General features: G+C 63.9%; 13 protein-coding genes, 1 tRNA gene and 1 pseudogene. 12 read left to right on the top strand and 3 right to left on the bottom strand.

What is annotated here, in order from left to right; all coding sequences use genetic code 11:
- The first annotated feature begins 192 nt into the window (after nt 1–192).
- From D6C00_RS13740 to D6C00_RS13730, 3 genes and pseudogenes are all read left to right on the top strand, one after another.
- Nucleotides 193–267 (top strand) — tRNA-Val (locus D6C00_RS13740).
- Nucleotides 268–471: 204 nt separating this feature from the next.
- A pseudogene (locus D6C00_RS13735) lies at nt 472–2376 on the top strand (DUF294 nucleotidyltransferase-like domain-containing protein).
- A 5-nt stretch (nt 2377–2381) separates the two neighbouring features.
- Complete coding sequence (locus D6C00_RS13730; protein ID WP_125182225.1) at nt 2382–3104, top strand: 3'-5' exonuclease; 723 nt, start codon at nt 2382–2384, stop codon at nt 3102–3104.
- Nucleotides 3105–3173: 69 nt separating this feature from the next.
- Here the strand turns inward: D6C00_RS13730 and D6C00_RS13725 are convergent, their stop codons facing one another.
- The 3 genes from D6C00_RS13725 to D6C00_RS13715 form a co-directional block, all read right to left on the bottom strand.
- Entirely contained in the window at nt 3174–4844 is a 1671-nt protein-coding gene (locus D6C00_RS13725; protein ID WP_125182224.1) for a BCCT family transporter, read from the bottom strand.
- A 24-nt stretch (nt 4845–4868) separates the two neighbouring features.
- Nucleotides 4869–5297, bottom strand: a complete 429-nt coding sequence (locus D6C00_RS13720) for a universal stress protein (RefSeq protein ID WP_125182223.1) — start codon at nt 5295–5297, stop codon at nt 4869–4871.
- A gap of 250 nt (nt 5298–5547) precedes the next feature.
- Nucleotides 5548–6333, bottom strand: coding sequence for a M90 family metallopeptidase (locus D6C00_RS13715; protein WP_125182222.1), 786 nt, complete (start codon nt 6331–6333; stop codon nt 5548–5550).
- A 500-nt stretch (nt 6334–6833) separates the two neighbouring features.
- Here D6C00_RS13715 and D6C00_RS13710 point away from each other — a divergent pair, with 500 nt between their 5' ends.
- The 9 genes from D6C00_RS13710 (at nt 6834) to hypF (ending at nt 17096) form a co-directional block, all read left to right on the top strand.
- Nucleotides 6834–7442 (top strand): MotA/TolQ/ExbB proton channel family protein, encoded by a 609-nt coding sequence (locus tag D6C00_RS13710; protein WP_125182221.1) that lies wholly within the window; start codon nt 6834–6836, stop codon nt 7440–7442.
- Nucleotides 7439–8089 (top strand): hypothetical protein, encoded by a 651-nt coding sequence (locus D6C00_RS13705; RefSeq protein WP_125182220.1) that lies wholly within the window; start codon nt 7439–7441, stop codon nt 8087–8089. Before D6C00_RS13710 ends, D6C00_RS13705 begins: the two co-directional genes overlap by 4 nt.
- The gene (locus D6C00_RS13700) at nt 8086–8622 is read left to right on the top strand and encodes a hypothetical protein (protein WP_125182219.1); all 537 of its coding nucleotides are present in this window, start codon (nt 8086–8088) and stop codon (nt 8620–8622) included. Before D6C00_RS13705 ends, D6C00_RS13700 begins: the two co-directional genes overlap by 4 nt.
- Nucleotides 8623–8698: 76 nt before the next feature.
- On the top strand, nt 8699–9550 hold the full coding sequence (locus D6C00_RS13695; RefSeq protein WP_125182218.1) for a sulfurtransferase: 852 nt from the start codon (nt 8699–8701) through the stop codon (nt 9548–9550).
- Nucleotides 9551–9910: 360 nt separating this feature from the next.
- Nucleotides 9911–12796, top strand: a complete 2886-nt coding sequence (locus D6C00_RS13690; RefSeq protein WP_158675434.1) for a bifunctional diguanylate cyclase/phosphodiesterase — start codon at nt 9911–9913, stop codon at nt 12794–12796.
- A gap of 184 nt (nt 12797–12980) precedes the next feature.
- On the top strand, nt 12981–13742 hold the full coding sequence (locus D6C00_RS13685; RefSeq protein ID WP_125182216.1) for an alpha/beta fold hydrolase: 762 nt from the start codon (nt 12981–12983) through the stop codon (nt 13740–13742).
- Nucleotides 13739–14239 carry a TlpA disulfide reductase family protein gene (locus D6C00_RS13680; protein WP_125182215.1) on the top strand — a complete coding sequence of 167 codons (501 nt, stop codon included), beginning with the start codon at nt 13739–13741 and terminating at the stop codon, nt 14237–14239. The genes D6C00_RS13685 and D6C00_RS13680 overlap by 4 nt, the downstream gene beginning before the upstream one ends.
- A gap of 144 nt (nt 14240–14383) precedes the next feature.
- The gene (locus D6C00_RS13675; protein ID WP_125182214.1) at nt 14384–14692 is read left to right on the top strand and encodes a hypothetical protein; all 309 of its coding nucleotides are present in this window, start codon (nt 14384–14386) and stop codon (nt 14690–14692) included.
- Between the two features lie 160 nt (nt 14693–14852).
- Nucleotides 14853–17096 carry a carbamoyltransferase HypF gene (hypF, locus tag D6C00_RS13670; RefSeq protein WP_125182213.1) on the top strand — a complete coding sequence of 748 codons (2244 nt, stop codon included), beginning with the start codon at nt 14853–14855 and terminating at the stop codon, nt 17094–17096.
- Nucleotides 17097–17099 lie beyond the last annotated feature (3 nt).

The following is a 17099-nucleotide window of genomic DNA, read 5'->3' as shown; positions in this document are numbered from 1 at the left end:
CGAAAGAATGGCGTCCGCCCTGGACCCGCTGCTATGCACACAACGGCTCCCGGCCCCTGCCGCAGAGGCCAGAGCGATATTGACCAACCCTTTGTATTTGAATCGATTTTATTGAAACACCGGCAACCGCGCCCCGGCAGACGGACAAAATTGATTCGCAGCCCCCGGTCCGGCTAAAATAGCGGTTTCTCCGGGCGGTTAGCTCAGCGGGAGAGCACTGCCTTCACACGGCAGGGGTCACTGGTTCAATCCCAGTACCGCCCACCATAAAATCAAGGGCTTAGCCGTGACCGGCTGGGTCCTTTTCCATTTCTGCGCCGGCTTGCTGCGCATCCCCCTCCACCCTGCCTGTCGCAGATGCGCCGATGCGGATCTTTTCCCACTCCAACCCGATCCGTGCGTTGCACTTCCGGGCGATTCCATGCTGAACTTGGCCGTACCTCCACCCCGGTTGAGTCTGAAGGGACTGACATGGAAGCGGAAGTCAGGGAAATCCGTGATCACCTTGCCCAGTACCCTCCCTTCGACAATCTGAGCGAGGAGCTGCTCGACGAGGTCGCCGCGGCGGTCGAGATTGCCTACTTCAAGGCCGGCACGGCCATACTGGAACGGGACGAGCCGACCCATACACTGTCCTATATCCGCAGCGGGGCGGTGGAGGTGTATCTGCACAACGGCCAGCTCTACAACCGGCTCGACGAGGGCGATATCTTCGGCCAGTTCGACCTGCTGCGAAACCAGCGCGTACGGTTCCCGGTCAAGGCGATCGAGGACACGCTGCTGTACCTGATCCCTGAAACCGTCTTCCAGCACCTGTGTTCCGAGGACAACAACTTCGCCGACTTCGTTGAGCTGTCCGGTTCGCGTCTCAAGAGCACTGTCGAACAGAGCCTGCGCGACAACGACATGTGAGTGTCACGCGGATACGCCGTCTCATTACCCGCATGCCGGTCATGATCGAGGAATCCGCCACTGTGCAGGAGGCCGCGCGGCTCATGACGGATAATGATGTTTCCTCGGTATTGCTCCTGGCACCGGCGGGAGACGAGGATTCCGACCGTGTGTACACCGATACCGAGGGTAACCAGTGGCGCCTGGCCGGGATGGTGACGGACAAGGATCTGCGCGAACGCATCCTGGCACAGGGCGCATCGGCCCAGACCCCGATTCGCGACATCACTCACGGCCGATTGATCACGATCCAGTCCGACGAGTCGGTCAACGAGGCCATGCTGGTGATGCTGCGCAACAACATCCAGCGCCTGCCTGTGCTGCACACCCCGCCGTCCGGTCGGCGTGGTGCATCTGTCGGACATCGTGCGCTACGAGACCAACAACAGCGCCTATCTGGTCAGCAACATCTTCAACCGGACCTCGGTCAATGCCCTGGCACGCCTCACCCCCGAAATCCGTGCCGCCTTCGTCAGGCTGGTGGAGGAAGGCGCATCCTCGCAGATGATCGGCATTGCCATGTCCAGCGTCGGCCGCAGCCTGATGCGCCGTCTCGTCGAACTGGCCGAAGCGGAAATCGGGCCGGCACCGATCCCCTACTGCTTCATGGTTCACGGCTCACTGGCGCGCAATGACCAGTCCATCACCACCGATCAGGACAACGCCATGGTGCTGCATGACTCCTTCGACCCGAGGAAACATGACGCCTATTTCAAGGAACTCGCGCAACGGGTGAGCGACGGACTTGACGCCTGCGGTTACCCCTATTGCAGGGGCGGCATCATGGCGACCAACGAGCAGTGGCGGCAGCCGCTGTCGCAGTGGAAACGCTACTTCGAGGCCTGGATCGCCAGACCCGACCCACAGCGCCTGCTGCACAGCTCGATATTCTTCGATCTGGATGCCGTTCATGGCGAGGAGCATTTCGTCGAGGAATTGCAGGACCTTGTCGCCACACGTGCCCAGGCAAGTCCCCTGTTCCTCGCCGCACTGGCGCGCAACGCGCTCAGCCGCACGCCGCCGCTCGGCCTGTTCCGCACCTTCGTGCTGGAGCAGGACGGCAAGCACAACAATTCGATCAACATCAAGCGTCGCGGGGTGGCACCCATGAACGACGTGATCCGGGTGCATGCCCTGGGCGTGGGCTCACGCAGCCAGAACTGCTTCGAGCGGCTGAACGACATCGAGCAGGCCGGCGCCCTGCCCGCCGGCCAGACCGAGAAACTGCGCTACGCGCTGGAGTTCCTGTCCAGCGTGCGCCTGCGCCACCAGGCCCACGAGATCAAGAACGACCAGCCCCCCGACAACTCCATCGAGCCGGAACACGTCTCGGATGCCGACCGGCACAATCTCAAGGAGGCCTTTCAGGTTCTGAGCAACGCGCAGAAATTCCTGCGTTTCCGTTATCCCAGCCCGGGGCGCTGACCTCCATGCCTGGAGGTTCGCAACACCAGGGCGCCTCCCCCAGCTGGGGCGAATATTTCGCCCTGCAGGCGCAGGCGTGCAGGGCGCCGGCGCTCAGGCGCTTCTACGCGGCGGGCCTGCCGGCGGAGGACACGCCGGTGGCCGATGTCTCCCTGCTCGCCCTGGATTTCGAAACCACCGGTCTGGATCCTGCCAGGCACGGCATCGTCAGCATCGGCATGGTGCCGTTCGATCTGCGCAGGATTCGTCCGGCCGCCGGACGTTACTGGGTCATCAGGCCGCAGCAGCCATTGCGGGAGGAATCCATCGCCTTCCACCGGATCACCCACTCCGAGGTCGAGCATGCACCTCCATTCGATGCCGTGCTCGACGACGTCCTGGCCGGCCTCGCCGGTCATCTCGTTGTGGTACATTACCGCAACATCGAACGCCCCTTCCTCGATGCCGCGGTTATGGCCGCGCGGAGTGAGCACTGCCTGTTTCCGGTCATTGACACCATGGCGCTCGAAGCCCGCCAGGAACGTCTGGACCACTGGCGACGCCTCAAACGCTTCCTGGGTATACGGCCGGCCTCCATCCGGTTGGCTGACAGCCGCGCCCGCTACGGCCTGCCCGCCTACTCCTCCCATCATGCCAAGGTGGACGCCATGGCCACGGCCGAGCTGTTTCCAGCCCAGATCGCCCGCCACTATTCACCCGACACGCCTGTTCGCGAACTCTGGGTTTAATCTTCGCACAGCCTGCAGACAATAAAACAGGCGGCCGCAGCCGCCTGTTTCAATCAGGGCAGGACCCGGTTACGACTTTGCGGGCCTTGGCTCGCTGAGCAGGCCCATGATGATGGCAAAGCAGCCGACCAGCAGTACCAGGGTGAAGGGCAGCCCGGCGGAGACCGCGGCAGCCTGCAGCGCCTCCAGTCCGCCACCGAGCAGCAGGGCGATAGCGATGGCGCCCTCGATCACGCCCCAGAACACGCGCTGCGGCTTGGGCGCATCGATCTTGCCACCCGCTGTAATGGTGTCGATCACCAGCGACCCGGAGTCGGATGAAGTCACGAAGAACACGATCACCAGCACAATACCGATAAAGGAGGTGATGTCAGCCAACGGCAGTTCGCCCAGCATCATGAACAGTTGCAGCTGCAGCTCCGCATTTACCGCGCCCTCGAAACCGTCCTGGAGCTGTTTGATCGCGGTGCTGCCGAAGGCCGTCATCCAGAATACCGACACGATCGAGGGGATCAGCAGCACGGACACCAGAAACTCGCGCACGCTGCGACCCCGGCTCACGCGGGCGATGAACATGCCCACGAACGGCGACCAGCTGATCCACCAGGCCCAGTAGAAGGTCGTCCAGCCCTGGCTGAAGTTGGCATCCTCCCGACCGAAGGGGTTGGCCAGGAATGGCAGTTCCATCAGGTAACTGCCCAGATTGGCGATGAAGCCGGTGGCAATCAACAGGGTCGGGCCGACGAACACCACGAACATCAGCAGCAGAAAGGCCAGGACCATGTTGATCTCGGACAGTCGCTTCACGCCCTTGTCCACGCCGGCCACGATGGAGATGACCGCGATGGCGGTGATGCCCGTGATCAGCAGCACCAGCATGGTATCACCGCTGCCCAGGCCGAACAGATGATCCAGGCCGGAAGCGGCCTGCTTGGCGCCGATACCGAGCGAGGTGGCCAGACCGAACAGGGTGGCGAACACCGCCAGGATATCGATGAGGTGCCCCGGCCAGCCCCAGATCCGCTCGCCCAGCAGCGGATAGAAGATCGAACGCACGGTGAGCGGCAGTCCCTTGTTATAGGCGAATATCGACAGCGACAGCGCCACGATGGCGTAGATCGCCCAGGGATGCAGGCCCCAGTGGAAAATGGTCGCGGCCATGGCCAGTCGGGTGGAGCCTGCCGGGTCATCGGCCGCCGCGCCCAGAGGGGCCCAGTCGGTCCGCACGCCGTCATCACCGATGCTGGTCCCGCCGAACGCGGTGCCGTAGTGACTCAGCGGCTCGGACACACCATAGAACATCAGGCCGATACCCATGCCCGCGGCGAACAGCATGGCGAACCAGGAAGGCCGTGAGAAATCGGGTGTCGCGTTCGCCCCACCGATGCGGACCCGGCCCAGCGGCGAGAGGATCAGGCCCAGGCAGAGCAGCACGAAGATGTTGCCCGCCAGCAGGAAGAACCAGGTCATGTGGCTGTTGATCCAGTTCTTTACCCCGTCGAAAATCGCGCTCGACTGCTCGGGCAGGGCCGGCGTGAGTACGACAAAGGCGAGGATCACCAGAGAGGACACGGCGAACACCGCGCCGTGGATGTCGATATTCACCCCGAGCGGGCTGGCCTGATAGTTGTCCTGGCCGATCTGGTAATCGGTATCGATCAGATTGGCCGCACCCTCCGGGGCGGGCACGCCAACGGATTCAGTCGGATTCTCCGGTGATTGTTCGGGTGTATTCGCCACGGGACTCTCCTGATTATCGGGTTGTTATTCCGCCGCATCCGGACGCACGAGAAACACGGATGCCCCGGTATGGGCCGCGATCTTACTGCCGTTGGCCGGCATGATGGCATCGAGATGCTTGGGAAGATGCGTGGCCATGACCACAAGGTCCGCATCGGCATCCTCGATCGCCTGCACCAGGATATCGTCCAGATCGGTCACCGGGTCGTGGCTGTTGTATACCCGGGCAGTGGGTTCATGCCCGTTGTCGGGGGCATGCTCGTGGGCGAAGGCCCTGAGCTTTTGCTCATATTCCTCGGGGGTGCGCGCCACGGCGCTGGGCTGGGAGGTGGTCACGCCGACATAGCAGAGCGCCGCCTCGTAATGTCGCGCCAGATCGGCCGCGACGGTCAGTGATTTCTCCAACGCATTCAGATGCGCAAGATCCACCGGCACCATGATCCTGTTGAACATGAACGGGGCTCCTCTAGTGGTCCTTCAAGGTGATATCACAAAAGCATCCGGCCGGGCGGCGGCCCTTTGAAACCTGCCGAAATCGGTTCGTTCCAGCGACTGTTAACTGTTATGAAAGACAGTGTAGCAGGGGGACAGGAAACTTGAATACCCTGCCATCCCGGTCAACTGCCCATGCATGGCCAGGGGCGGCATCCGTCTCCACCGCCATGAAACCGCGCCGGGGCAGAAGGGTACGGCGATCATTGATTCAGTCCGTGTCACCCGGGGTTCGTGCCGCCGGATCCTGACGGTAGTAACGGCAGAATTGGCTGTATACCTCCGGATAATCCTCCCGCAGCACCCTCGGCGTCTCGAAGAAATATTCGCTGGTAACGGCAAAGAACTCTGCCGGATCCTGCGCGGCATAGGGATCGATGCGGGTCTCACGTCCCTGCTCAACCCGCTCGATCAGCTGTTCAAAGGCCGTGCTGAAGGCACTCGACCAGGCCTGCACATCCATGTCCCTGTGCAGCCGCGGCAGACCGTTGGCACTGCCGGTCTGCATATCCAGTTTATGGGCGAATTCATGGATGATCACGTTGGTGCCGGGACCGTGGGGCGCTGCGCCGGGGGCAGCGTCCGCCCAGGACACAATCACCGGACCGGCCTCCCAGGACTCACCCGTCAGCTCGTGTCGGCTGCTGTGCACCACACCGGCCTCATCAGTCTCCTCGCGCGGTGCGACGAAGGTGTCGGGATACAGGATGATGGTAGACCAGTCCCGGTACAGATCCAGATCAAGGTTGAGGATCAGCAGGCACGCCTGGGCCGCAATGCAGAGCGCCATCGTGTCACTGACTTCGAGTTCATTGGCACCATAGAAATCCTTCTGATGCAGGAACAGGGTAGCCAGCTCCCGCAGCCGCGCCCGCTCGTCCCGATTCAGCCCCCGCAGTGCAGGTAATTCCGCCATGGTCTGCTGCCAGAGCGGCTCTGCTATCGCGTGCCGCAGCAGCACACGGCGGCGGCGCCAGTTTTTCCATCTGCTCAACACACTCAGGGACCGTTCATCTCCAGGCTATGCGCATGTGTTTCAGCCCTTGTTCCGATACGAAACGAGAACGGCACAATGCGGTTCAATTGTGTCCATTTCATTATTGAATATCAAATGGATAAACAGGCGGCACGGACCTTGCCTGAGGCCCGGGCAGGCATTGCATCCACACATACTAATGAGAACGTAAGTTAGACGACACTCAGGGCTTCAAGCCGCGTCTGCATCAAGGCGCGGTGCGCCGGGAATGGCCCGGCCCTTGCCAAGCGCCGCAACGCCGAGGCGGACGCGGCTTGAAGCCCCTGACAATCTGATTTTGCAAAGGACAGGCCGTTGTGTGCTCACGTAGGCCTGTGTTATCGAAGCTTGCTGTAGGAGTGCTACAGCGGCGCTTCGCTGCCTTGCCCTACGTGAGCACACAACGGCTGAGTGTCGTCTAACTTACGTTCTCATTAGTAACAACAAGGGCCGGCGCCCGAGCCGCCGGCAGGGGAGGAAACATGGGCTGGAACAATCTGCTGTTCTACCGCTGGATCGCATTCAATCTGGTCGGGGCCGCGCTGCTGCTGGTGTTCAGCGCCCAGGGGCTGGTGGCGCCGGTGTTTCAATCCGACAGTTCGCGTCTCACCTATGTGATCGCAGCCCTGTTCATCTACGGCATGGTGCTGTGCGGCTACCGGGTCCTGAAGACCAGCCGCGAGATCAACGCCGTCAAGGAAGGCGGCAGGGGCAAGCTGCGCGATTTCATCGAACTCAGCGCGCACAGCGACCGGGAAAGCGTGAAGGAGGCCTTCGAGATCAAGCTGCTCGCCCGCATCGCCTTCGTCAAGTATATCGCCACCAGCCTGGTGACCCTGGGCCTGCTGGGCACGGTGATCGGTTTCATCCTGGTGCTCACCCAGGTGCCGGCCAACGCCGTCGGCGACAGCTCCCAGGTGGGCAAGCTGGTGGCGGTGCTCACCAACGGCATGGGCGTGGCGCTGTACACCACCCTGGTCGGCGCGGTGACCAATCTGTGGCTGAACGCCAACTACACCATGCTGCGCACCGGCGTGATCAATCTGATCGCCGCCATCCTGGAATCGGCCGAGCCGGAAGCGGCCGCATGAGCAAGCATTTCTCCTTCGCCGCCGAGGCCGAGGACGACTCCGATGTGGTGTTTCGCGATGTCATCACCCTGGCCCTGCTGGGTTTCATTGCCCTGGTGATCATCCTCCTGCCGCACATCAATCCGCCGGAAAAGAAACGCACCGAGCAGGAGGTAGCCGCTCCCGGCAGCGTCATGATCGAGGCCCGCTGGGACGATGATATCGATGCCGACGTCGATCTCTGGGTGCAGGGCCCGCAGGACCGTCCCGTCGGCTACTCGAACCTGGCCGGTGAAGTCTTCAATCTGCTGCGCGACGATATCGGCTTTCGCAACGACGCCTCGCAGCTGAATTACGAAAACGCCTACTCGCGCGGCATCGTGGAGGGCGAATACACGGTCAACCTGCACATGTACTTCAACCGCGCCGATACCTGGCCGGTTCCGGTCACGGTTCTGGTCTCGACAGTGAAGCCATCCGGCACCACCCGCGTCACACGCCAGATCCTGGTCAGCGACGTGGAGCTGCGCCGGCTGGGTGAAGAGCTGACGGTGTTCAACTTCCGGCTGGATGCGGACGGCGAGCTGGTCGAGGGCAGCGTCGACTCCGCTACGCGCAAACTGGTCACCTCCGCCACCGGCGGATACAACTTCGACGCCTACAAATGATTCACTCACATCTGCTCGCCCTGCTCGTCGCCTACCTGCTGCTGTGTCTGGGATATGCCCTGTTCTCGCTCAAGACCACGCGCAGCCCCCTGTTCCGGGGTGTCAGCCTGATCTATCTGGGCGTCTCGGTCGGACTGGCGCTGTATCTCTACAACCAGCTGCTGTCGCAGCCCAGGCCGATAAGCCAGGAGTTCTTCAACAGCGCCGAGGAGGCGGTGGTACTGGCCACCCACCCGCGCAGCGGCGAGGCCATCTATCTCTGGCTGCAGTTGCCGGGCAATCCGCAGCCGGCCTACTACGTCATGCCCTGGTCCGGCCAGGCCGCCGAGGAACTGGAGATTTCACAGCGCGAGGCGCGCGAGCGCGGCGGCAGGGTGGTGATGAACGGCCCCTTCAACCAGGACCGCCGCCACGGCCTCAAGGCCGAGGAGGAAGAACGCATCTTCTTCCCGGCCGTGCCGCCGCGCCCGCCGCTGAAGGAAGGGGAAGTCAGCGGCGCGCCCACTGCACAGCGCTTCGAGCGGCCGGAGTGAACGGCCGCGGACGGTCCGGCTGCGGTCAGCGCCGTCCGTACGCACTATCAGTTCAAACCACACTGGAGGAAAAACAATGAAGGACAAGATCCTGTATACCCCGGGCGAGGCCATGGAGCTGATGAAAACGGACCAGGTCATGCTGATCGATATCCGGGACAGCGATGATTATGCCGAGAGCCACATCCAGGGTGCGGTCAATCTACCGGACATTTTCTATTATCTGGCCGAGACCACGCCGGAGGGACTGGAGAAGATGCACGAGCACTTCCGCCAACAGCTCTCCCGGATCGGACTGACCCCGGACACCACCGCCATCGTCTACGAGGATGCCTACGACAGCCGCTACGGCGGATCCTGCCGCGGCTACTGGCTGCTGCGTTACCTGGGCCATGCCCGGACCGGTATTCTGGACGGCGGTTTCAGTGCCTGGCTGGAGGAAGGCCTGCCGGCGGATGCCGTGGAGGCGCAGACAGATCCGAGCGAGTTCATGGTACGGCCGCAGCCGGAAATGCTGGCGACTCGCGATGAGGTCCTGCAGAGCCTGGAAGACTCTGAGGTCAAGCTGCTGGACATCCGTGACCGGGTCGAGTGGATCGCAAAGAGCTCCTCGCCCTATGGCGTGGATTTCGCCCCCCGCAAGGGCCGCCTGCCGGGTGCCCGCTGGATGGAGTGGTATCAGTTCCTCGAGCGTGACGGCCAGATCCCGTATTTCAAATCCCCCGACAGGATCCGCGCCCTGTGCGCCGAGTACGGACTCTACCCCGAGGACAACATCATCATCTACTGCTTCAAGGGTGCGCGTGCTTCCAATACCTATGTTGCCCTGAAGGAAGCCGGCTTCCGGAAGGTGCGTAACTACTTCGGTTCCTGGAACGAATGGTCACGTGACCCTGGACTGCCCGCCAACGAAGAGGTGTTCAGCTGACCCGCCGGGTACCCTTCCACAACGTCGACGAAGCGGTGGCCCGTGCGGCCGCCGTTGAACGACGGCTCGCCCCGCACCGGGCCGGATGCGCCACAGTCTGAACACCCATCGCGCCGATTCCGCCGGCCATCCCGGACCGCTTCCTTCAGCCTGCTCCCGCGCCCGCCGCAGTCCCTGGCGGAACCGAATGCCCCGGCACATGCTGCGTGTAAGGTTTAATCCTACGTCGCCGCTATATTTTCTACGGCCGGGAGCTGCTATTTTCATAACTATAACCCGCATCTGAATCCCACTTAATGCCTTGAGAATCCAGATTGAATGACTGTCAGAAACACCATCATGGGATTGCGGAGCCGGTTATTGCTGCTGACACTCCTGGCCGTGCTGCCGGCCTTTGTTCTGATCGGCTACAGCGTGCACGTGCAGCGCCATGAAGTGGAAGCCAGGGTCGAGAAACAGGCGCTGCGCATCGTTCAGGCGGCGATACAGGAAGAACGCCAGTTGATCGGCACGACCCGACAGTTGCTGAAGAGCATGGCGCAGCTGCCGGCCGTGCATCCGGACAGCGATCGCAGGCGGGTATGCGGCGAAATCCTGGCCATGCTGAACCGGCCAAACCCGTCCTATTTCAATCTTGGCGCAGCCACGCCGGATGGCAACATATTCTGCAGCGCCCTTCCCTTCGACGAAGCGGTGAACATTTCCGATCGCGGCTATTTCCAGCTCGCCATACACAACCGCGGGCTGGGTATCGGCGAATACCAGATCGGGCGTATCACCGGTGACCCGGCCATCAATCTCGGTTATCCGGTGCTGGACAACAACGGCGAAATCGCCGCAGTGGTGTTCGCTGCCCTGGGCCTGTCCTGGCTGGAGGATCTCATGTCCAGCCCGGACCTGTCGCCGGGATCAAGCCTGATGGTCATGGACAGCGGGGGTACGATACTGGCACGTTCCGCGGATTCTCCCTTCAATGCGGGCGACTCGATCAGCGAGCAGCCTTTGTTCGAGGCCATCCGGCAGCATACGGGCGGAACAGCGGTCACCCTGAAGGATGCACACGGGAAACCGACGCTGTATGCCTTCGAACCGCTGCACGGCGACGCCAACGGACGCATCTACGTCAGCCTGGGCATCCCCGCGCAGGTGGCCTTCGCCGAGGTCAATCGCTATCTCTATCGCACGGGATCCCTGCTGGTGCTCGTTTCCCTGCTGGTGTTCGCCGCCGCCTGGTTCGGAAGCGACATCCTGGTATTGCGACGGATCAACGCCCTCAAATACACGGCACGGGAGCTGGCCGGGGGCAACCTTTCCGGCCGGACCGGCCTGACGCGCGGCAGCGACGAACTGGGTCAGCTGGCCGGCGCCGTCGATGACATGGCCGACGCGCTGCAGCGCAGCAATCGCGCCCTGCGCACCCTGAGCGCATGCAATCACGCGGTTGTACGCGCCACCAGCGAAGTGGAACTGCTGCGCGGGGTTTGCGACAACATCGTCGCCTTCGGCGGCCATCACGCCGCCTGGGTCGCCCTCAGGAATGAGACCGAACCCGAGCGTCTGCAGCTGCAGTCACTCGCGCTGCACGGAACCGACTCGCCTGCGGGCAGCGAGCCCCTGGGACTGCTGGATATGCAGGGAGACAACCATCCACTGCGGGATGTCCTCGAACTGGGCGAGACCTTCGTCTGCCGGGATACATGTTCGGATCCGGCAATGGCGCCATGGGCCGAGGCGGCCCGACAGCAGGCGATTCGTGCCGTGGTCCTGCTGCCGTTACAGCTGAACCACCGCCTTATCGGCGTTCTGGGTATCTATGCCACCGACACGGACGCCTTCGACAACCACGAAATCGCCCTGCTCGGCGAAGCGGCGGAGGACCTGGTGTACGGCATTCGCGCCCTGCGCATATCGGCATCACATGAACGGGCGCACGCCACCATCGCCCACATGGCCTATTATGACCACCTGACTGAGCTGCCCAATCATGTCAGCTTCGATGAAAGCCTGCATGAACGGCTGCAGGCTGCCGCGCCCACCGCCCTGCTGCTGATCGAAGTCGAGCGCTTCCACCCCATCAACGAAGCGCTCGGTTTTCATCACGGAGACAGCCTGCTGCGGGATATCGGCGCCCGCCTCGGCCAGTGCCTGCCCGACGCCGCTACGCTGGCACGCATGCGCGGCAAGGAATTCGGGATACTGCTGCCGGACAACCGGCCCGAGGCTGCACTGGCATGCGCCCGGGATATCATCGCCACGCTGGAAGCCCCCTTTACCGTCGAGGGGCTGATCCTGTATGTGACCGTCACCATCGGCATCAGCCTGGTCCCCGACCATGGCGAGGAGGCCCCGGCACTGATCCGGCGGGCAGGCTCAGCGGTCCGCCAGGCACGCCGCGCCGGCGAGCATTATGCTCTGTATGTCCCGGAAGACGAGACCCGGGCCCAGCGGCGCCTGTCGCTGGCCGGACAGCTGCGCGACGCCATCGACAAGGATGAACTGGTGCTCCATTACCAGCCCAAGATCGATCTGCGCTCGCAGAGCCTGTGGGGCGTGGAGGCCCTGGTGCGCTGGAACCATCCCCGCGATGGCATGATTCCGCCTGGTGAATTCATTTCGCTGGCCGAGGACACCGGCCTGATCAAGCCCCTGACGGACTGGGTATTGAACGCGGCCATGTGTCAGTCCGCCCGCTGGCGCATCCGGAACCGTCCGGTGCCGATCTCGGTCAACCTCTCCGCCAACAACCTGCATGACGGTAAATTACTGGATAAGATCGAACAGATGCTGCACACCTGCGATACCGATGTCGGTCTGATAAAACTGGAACTGACCGAGAGCGCCCTGATGCTGAGCCCTGATAAATCGCTGGACACCCTCAGGCAGCTGCATGCAAAAGGCTTCTCGCTGCTGATCGATGATTTCGGTACCGGCTATTCATCCCTGAGCTATCTGCAGCGGATGCCCGTCAGCGCACTCAAGATCGACAAGAGCTTCGTCCAGGCGATGCTGGACGGCCCCGAGTCCCTGACCATCGTCAGATCCACCATTGCGCTGGCCCATGACCTGGGCCTGAAGGTGGTGGCCGAGGGGGTGGAGACACAGGCAATACTGCAGCAGCTGGACGCGCTGGACTGCGACGTGGCCCAGGGCTATTTCTTCAGCCGACCGCTGCCTACCGACCAATTCGATGCCTGGCTGGAAAACAGCCCCTATCACTATTACAGCCCCGAACCCGGGAACGTCTGAGTAATTTCACCCGCGGCCGCCGTAGCGCTCCTTCCAGCCCGACCGCTCGGTAGCCCCGCCGCCAATCGGAAGCAGTGGTGATAATGGTTTGCATACCAGTCCAGTCTGAGGACAGCTGCGCGCCCGGCGGCCGATCTGTGTGCTAGGATATCCCTGCCACTCAGCAAGCAAAGGGAGTCCTGGCTTGCCGCATCGTCTCGTCCTGCTGTTGTCTCTGTTTCTGCTCGCACCGGCTGTGTCCGCTGACGCTGAGATCGAGCGTATCCGGCTTGGCGATGGCATCGACATGGATCTGCGCCGATTCAGCGCCGAGGGCGACACCCTGCTGCTGGGCTTTCCCTGCGATCTGGGCATGGGCCGCGCCGAGGCGCAGGCCGGCGAGGTGCTCTCGCAACGCGGCATCGAGGTCTGGATGGCCGACCTGCTGGGCGCGCACTTCCTGCCCATCGCCCCCAGCAGCATGCGCAGCCTGGAAGGCCGCGAGGTGGCCCGTCTGATCCGGCACGCTGTGGAAACCACCGACAAACGCATCATCCTGATCGCCAGCGGCTATGGTGCCGTGCCCGCCTTGCGCGGGGCGCGCATCTGGCAGGCTGAACACCCGGACAGCCGCCGCCTCGACGGGGCCATCCTGTTCTATCCCATGCTGAGCGCACACAATCCCGAACCCGGCCAGCCACTGGAATACCTCGAGGTGGTGCATCACACCCGTCTGCCGATGGTGATCATGCAGCCGACCAACACCCCCACCCGCTTCTGGGTCGACAAGCTGAAGCAGACACTGGAGAACGGCGGCAGCCGGGTGCAGGTGGAACTGCTGCCCGGGGTGCGCGGTCATTTCTACGACCGTGAGGATGCCACCGAGGCGGAACGCGCCATGGCCGGGCGCCTGCCCGAGCTGGTGGAACAGGCACTCAAGCAACTCACGCAGATGGAGGCCTCATGATCCGGCGATTACTTGTTTTGGTGTGTCTGCTGGCGGCCGCGCCACTGCAGGCCGGCGAGTTGATGGAATACCGGGGCCAGGCACTGCCCGGCTTCACGCTCCAGGACCTGCAGGGGGATACCCACAGCCTGAAGGCGTATCGCGGCAAGGTGGTGATGGTGAATTTCTGGGCCACTTACTGCCCACCCTGCATCGAGGAGATGCCGTCGATGCAGCGACTCAGGGACAAGCTCGGTGACCGGAACTTTGCCATCCTGGCCGTGAACATGGCGGAGCCGCGAACCGAGGTCGAGGCCTTTCTGCGCAAGCACGGAATCCAGGTCGATTTCCCGGTGCTGCTCGATCCCGAAGGGGAGGTTGTCTCGCAGTGGATGATCACCGCCGTGCCGACCACCTTCATTCTGGATCCGCAGGGCGAGATCCGCTATGGGCTGTTCGGCGGCATCGAGTGGGACAAGCCGGAGATCGTCGACACCCTCACCGCGCTGATGCGGTGATTTCCCTCCCGACAGGCGACAGGGAATAGCCAACCGCGCTGATTCGTCTAGACTGTGACAAAAAATACTGCGGGAACCCCATCCGCATACCCCGCACTCACCAACAAATCTCATAAAACCACCAGCAAAACAAGGAGTTGAACAATGCGCATGACTCGAACCACCTCCGCTTTCGTGCTCGCTGCCGGTCTGACCCTGGGCAGCGCCCTGCCCCTGACCGCCGCCGCCGGCTCGGTCGACCAGGCCCTGGACCAGGCCGCCGCCGCCATTGCCAAGGCCAAGTCCAATGACTGGATCTGGCGTGATACGGAAAAATTCCTCAACGAGGCCCAGGAAGCCGCCAAGAAGGGCAACAAGGACGAAGCCATGAAGCTGGCCACCAAGGCCCGCGAGCAGGCCGAACTGGCGGTCAAGCAGTACCAGATCGAGCAGGAGACGGATCGCAGCCTCTGATCCCGCACCGCGATCAGACAGCACCAGCACGCCCCGGTTTTCGCCGGGGCGTTTTCGTTCCCGGCCGCCGCTTGCGCGGCACACTGATCAATGCGATGGTTGGGCGGTTGCCACCGGTTGAGGCAGGTCGTCGCGAACATCACCCGTGTCCCCATCCTTCATGACCCTTCGCTGGTTACTCACCGGCCGCGTCCAGGGCGTGGGCTTCCGGCCCTTCGTCTATCGCCTGGCCCGCGAGCATGGGATCCATGGCTGGGTCCGCAACCGCTCCGGCCAGGTCGAGATCCTCGGCCAGGGCCGGACCGACCGGCTGGATCGCTTCGAGCGGGCCCTGACCGACGCCGCACCCCCGACCGCTGCCCCGCACATCGCCGAACGCGAAGTGCTCGCCTGGCAGCAGCTGGAGGATTTCCGTATCGAGACCAGTCAGGCCGGTGACCGGCCCTGGATCCAGGTCCCGCCCGATCATTTCGCCTGTCCCGACTGCCTGGCCGAGGTCCGGGACCCGACCGACCGGCGCTATCGCTATCCCTTCAACAACTGCACCCAGTGCGGGCCACGCTATACCCTGATCCGCGCCCTGCCCTACGACCGGCCCAACACCACCCTGAGCGGTTTTGTCATGTGCCCGGCCTGTGCGACCGAGTACCGCGACCCCGGCGACCGCCGCTTTCACGCCGAGCCCATCGCCTGTCCCGACTGCGGTCCCTGGCTGAGCTACCGTCCGGACACAGCCCCTGCCCCGGCGGCGGAAGGCGAGGCGGCAGTGGAGGCCGCCGCCGCCGCCCTGCGCGCGGGTGAAATCCTGGCGGTGAAGGGCATTGGCGGCTATCACCTGATGTGCGCCGCCGACAACACAGATGCAATCGAACGCCTGCGGGCACGCAAGCCGCGGCCGCACAAGCCGCTGGCCGTCCTGTTTCCCGACGAGGTGTCATTGCTGCGACGTGAAGTCAACTGCAGCGAGGCGGAACTGGCCTGCCTGCGCAGTGCGCAGCGGCCGATCCTGCTGCTGCCGCGCACGCCGGCCCCGTCACTGCCGGAGTCTCTGGCGCCCGGACTGGGCGAACTGGGGGTGATGCTGCCCTGCTCGCCCCTGCACGCCCTGCTGCTGCAGGCGGCCGGCGGTCCGCTGGTGGCCACCTCGGGCAATCTCAGCGGTGAACCCGTGCTCACCGACAATGCCGAGGCGGATGCGCGACTGAGCGATGTCGTCGACGGTTTCCTGCATCACAACCGCCCCATCCAGCGCCCGGCGGATGACAGTGTCCTGCGCCCCATCGCCGGCGCCGTGCGTCCGCTGCGGCTGGGTCGCGGCAGCGCGCCGCTGGAGCTGGAACTGGAGACCGGGGTCCCGGAACCGCTGCTCGCCGTGGGCGCGCACATGAAGAACACCCTGGCCCTGGCCTGGGACCGGCGCCTGATCGTCTCGCCCCACATCGGCGACATGGGCAGCCGCCGCAGCCTGGAGGTGTTCCGGCAGCTGGTCGAGGACTTCCAGGCACTCCATGGCGTGCGCGCCACACGGCTGCTGTGCGACGCCCACCCCGACTACACCACTCACCGCTGGGCCCGTGAGTCGGGCCTGCCGGTCACGCCGGTGTTCCATCATCATGCCCACGCCAGCGCCCTGTGCGGCGAGCACGGCATTGACGAACCCTGCCTGATCTTCACCTGGGACGGCACCGGTTACGGCGCCGACGGCGGCCTGTGGGGCGGCGAGGCCCTGTACGGCCGACCGGGACACTGGCGGCACCTGGCCCGACTGCGGCCCTTCCGCCTGCCCGGCGGTGACCGCGCCGGGCGCGAGCCCTGGCGGGCGGCCGCGGCCCTGTGCTGGGAGAACGGCCTCGACTACACCCCACCGGTGACGGAACCGTCCCTGCTGCGCGCTGCCTGGCAACGCGGTCTGAACAGCCCTGCCACCAGCGCGGCCGGGCGCCTGTTCGACGCCGCCGCCAGCCTGATCGGGCTGCTGCAGACGGCCAGCTACGAGGGCCAGGGTCCGATGCTGCTGGAACAGGCCGCCGCGGGCTGCGCGGGCGAGGCACTGGTCCTGCCGCTGCTGACCGAGGCCCCGCCCTGGCAGCTCGACTGGACACCGCTGCTGGCACACCTGCGCGACGGGCGGCTCCCGGTCGCGCAGCGTGCCGCCGACTTCCATGCCAGCCTGGCCGGCGCCATCCGCGACACCGCGCGGCGCACGGCCGCAGACCATGCCTTCACCCGCGTCGGTCTGACCGGCGGGGTGTTCCAGAACCGCCTGCTCACCGAACTGGCGCAAAGCCGGTTGCAGGCAGCGGGCTTCGAGGTCTTGCTATGCAGGCAGCTGCCCTGCAATGATGCCGGCATCAGTGCCGGGCAGGTGTATGAGCACCTCGGTGGTCAACGCGGAGAAGACTGACAA

Source organism: Thiohalobacter thiocyanaticus (assembly GCF_003932505.1).
In the GTDB taxonomy this organism is placed as follows: Bacteria; Pseudomonadota; Gammaproteobacteria; order Thiohalobacterales; family Thiohalobacteraceae; genus Thiohalobacter; species Thiohalobacter thiocyanaticus.
Note: the sequence above shows the minus strand (reverse complement) of the source record. Positions and strands in the feature narration are given on the sequence as shown.

What these genes read in the sequence shown, in the direction of transcription:
- D6C00_RS13700 (WP_125182219.1), top strand. Translation starts at nt 8,086, where the DNA reads ATGATTCACTCACATCTGCTCGCCCTGCTCGTCGCCTACCTGCTGCTG.
- D6C00_RS13730 (WP_125182225.1), top strand. Translation starts at nt 2,382, where the DNA reads ATGCCTGGAGGTTCGCAACACCAGGGCGCCTCCCCCAGCTGGGGCGAA.
- D6C00_RS13710 (WP_125182221.1), top strand. Translation starts at nt 6,834, where the DNA reads ATGGGCTGGAACAATCTGCTGTTCTACCGCTGGATCGCATTCAATCTG.
- D6C00_RS13705 (WP_125182220.1), top strand. Translation starts at nt 7,439, where the DNA reads ATGAGCAAGCATTTCTCCTTCGCCGCCGAGGCCGAGGACGACTCCGAT.
- D6C00_RS13695 (WP_125182218.1), top strand. Translation starts at nt 8,699, where the DNA reads ATGAAGGACAAGATCCTGTATACCCCGGGCGAGGCCATGGAGCTGATG.
- D6C00_RS13675 (WP_125182214.1), top strand. Translation starts at nt 14,384, where the DNA reads ATGCGCATGACTCGAACCACCTCCGCTTTCGTGCTCGCTGCCGGTCTG.
- hypF (WP_125182213.1), top strand. Translation starts at nt 14,853, where the DNA reads ATGACCCTTCGCTGGTTACTCACCGGCCGCGTCCAGGGCGTGGGCTTC.
- D6C00_RS13680 (WP_125182215.1), top strand. Translation starts at nt 13,739, where the DNA reads ATGATCCGGCGATTACTTGTTTTGGTGTGTCTGCTGGCGGCCGCGCCA.
- D6C00_RS13720 (WP_125182223.1), bottom strand. Translation starts at nt 5,297, where the DNA reads ATGTTCAACAGGATCATGGTGCCGGTGGATCTTGCGCATCTGAATGCG.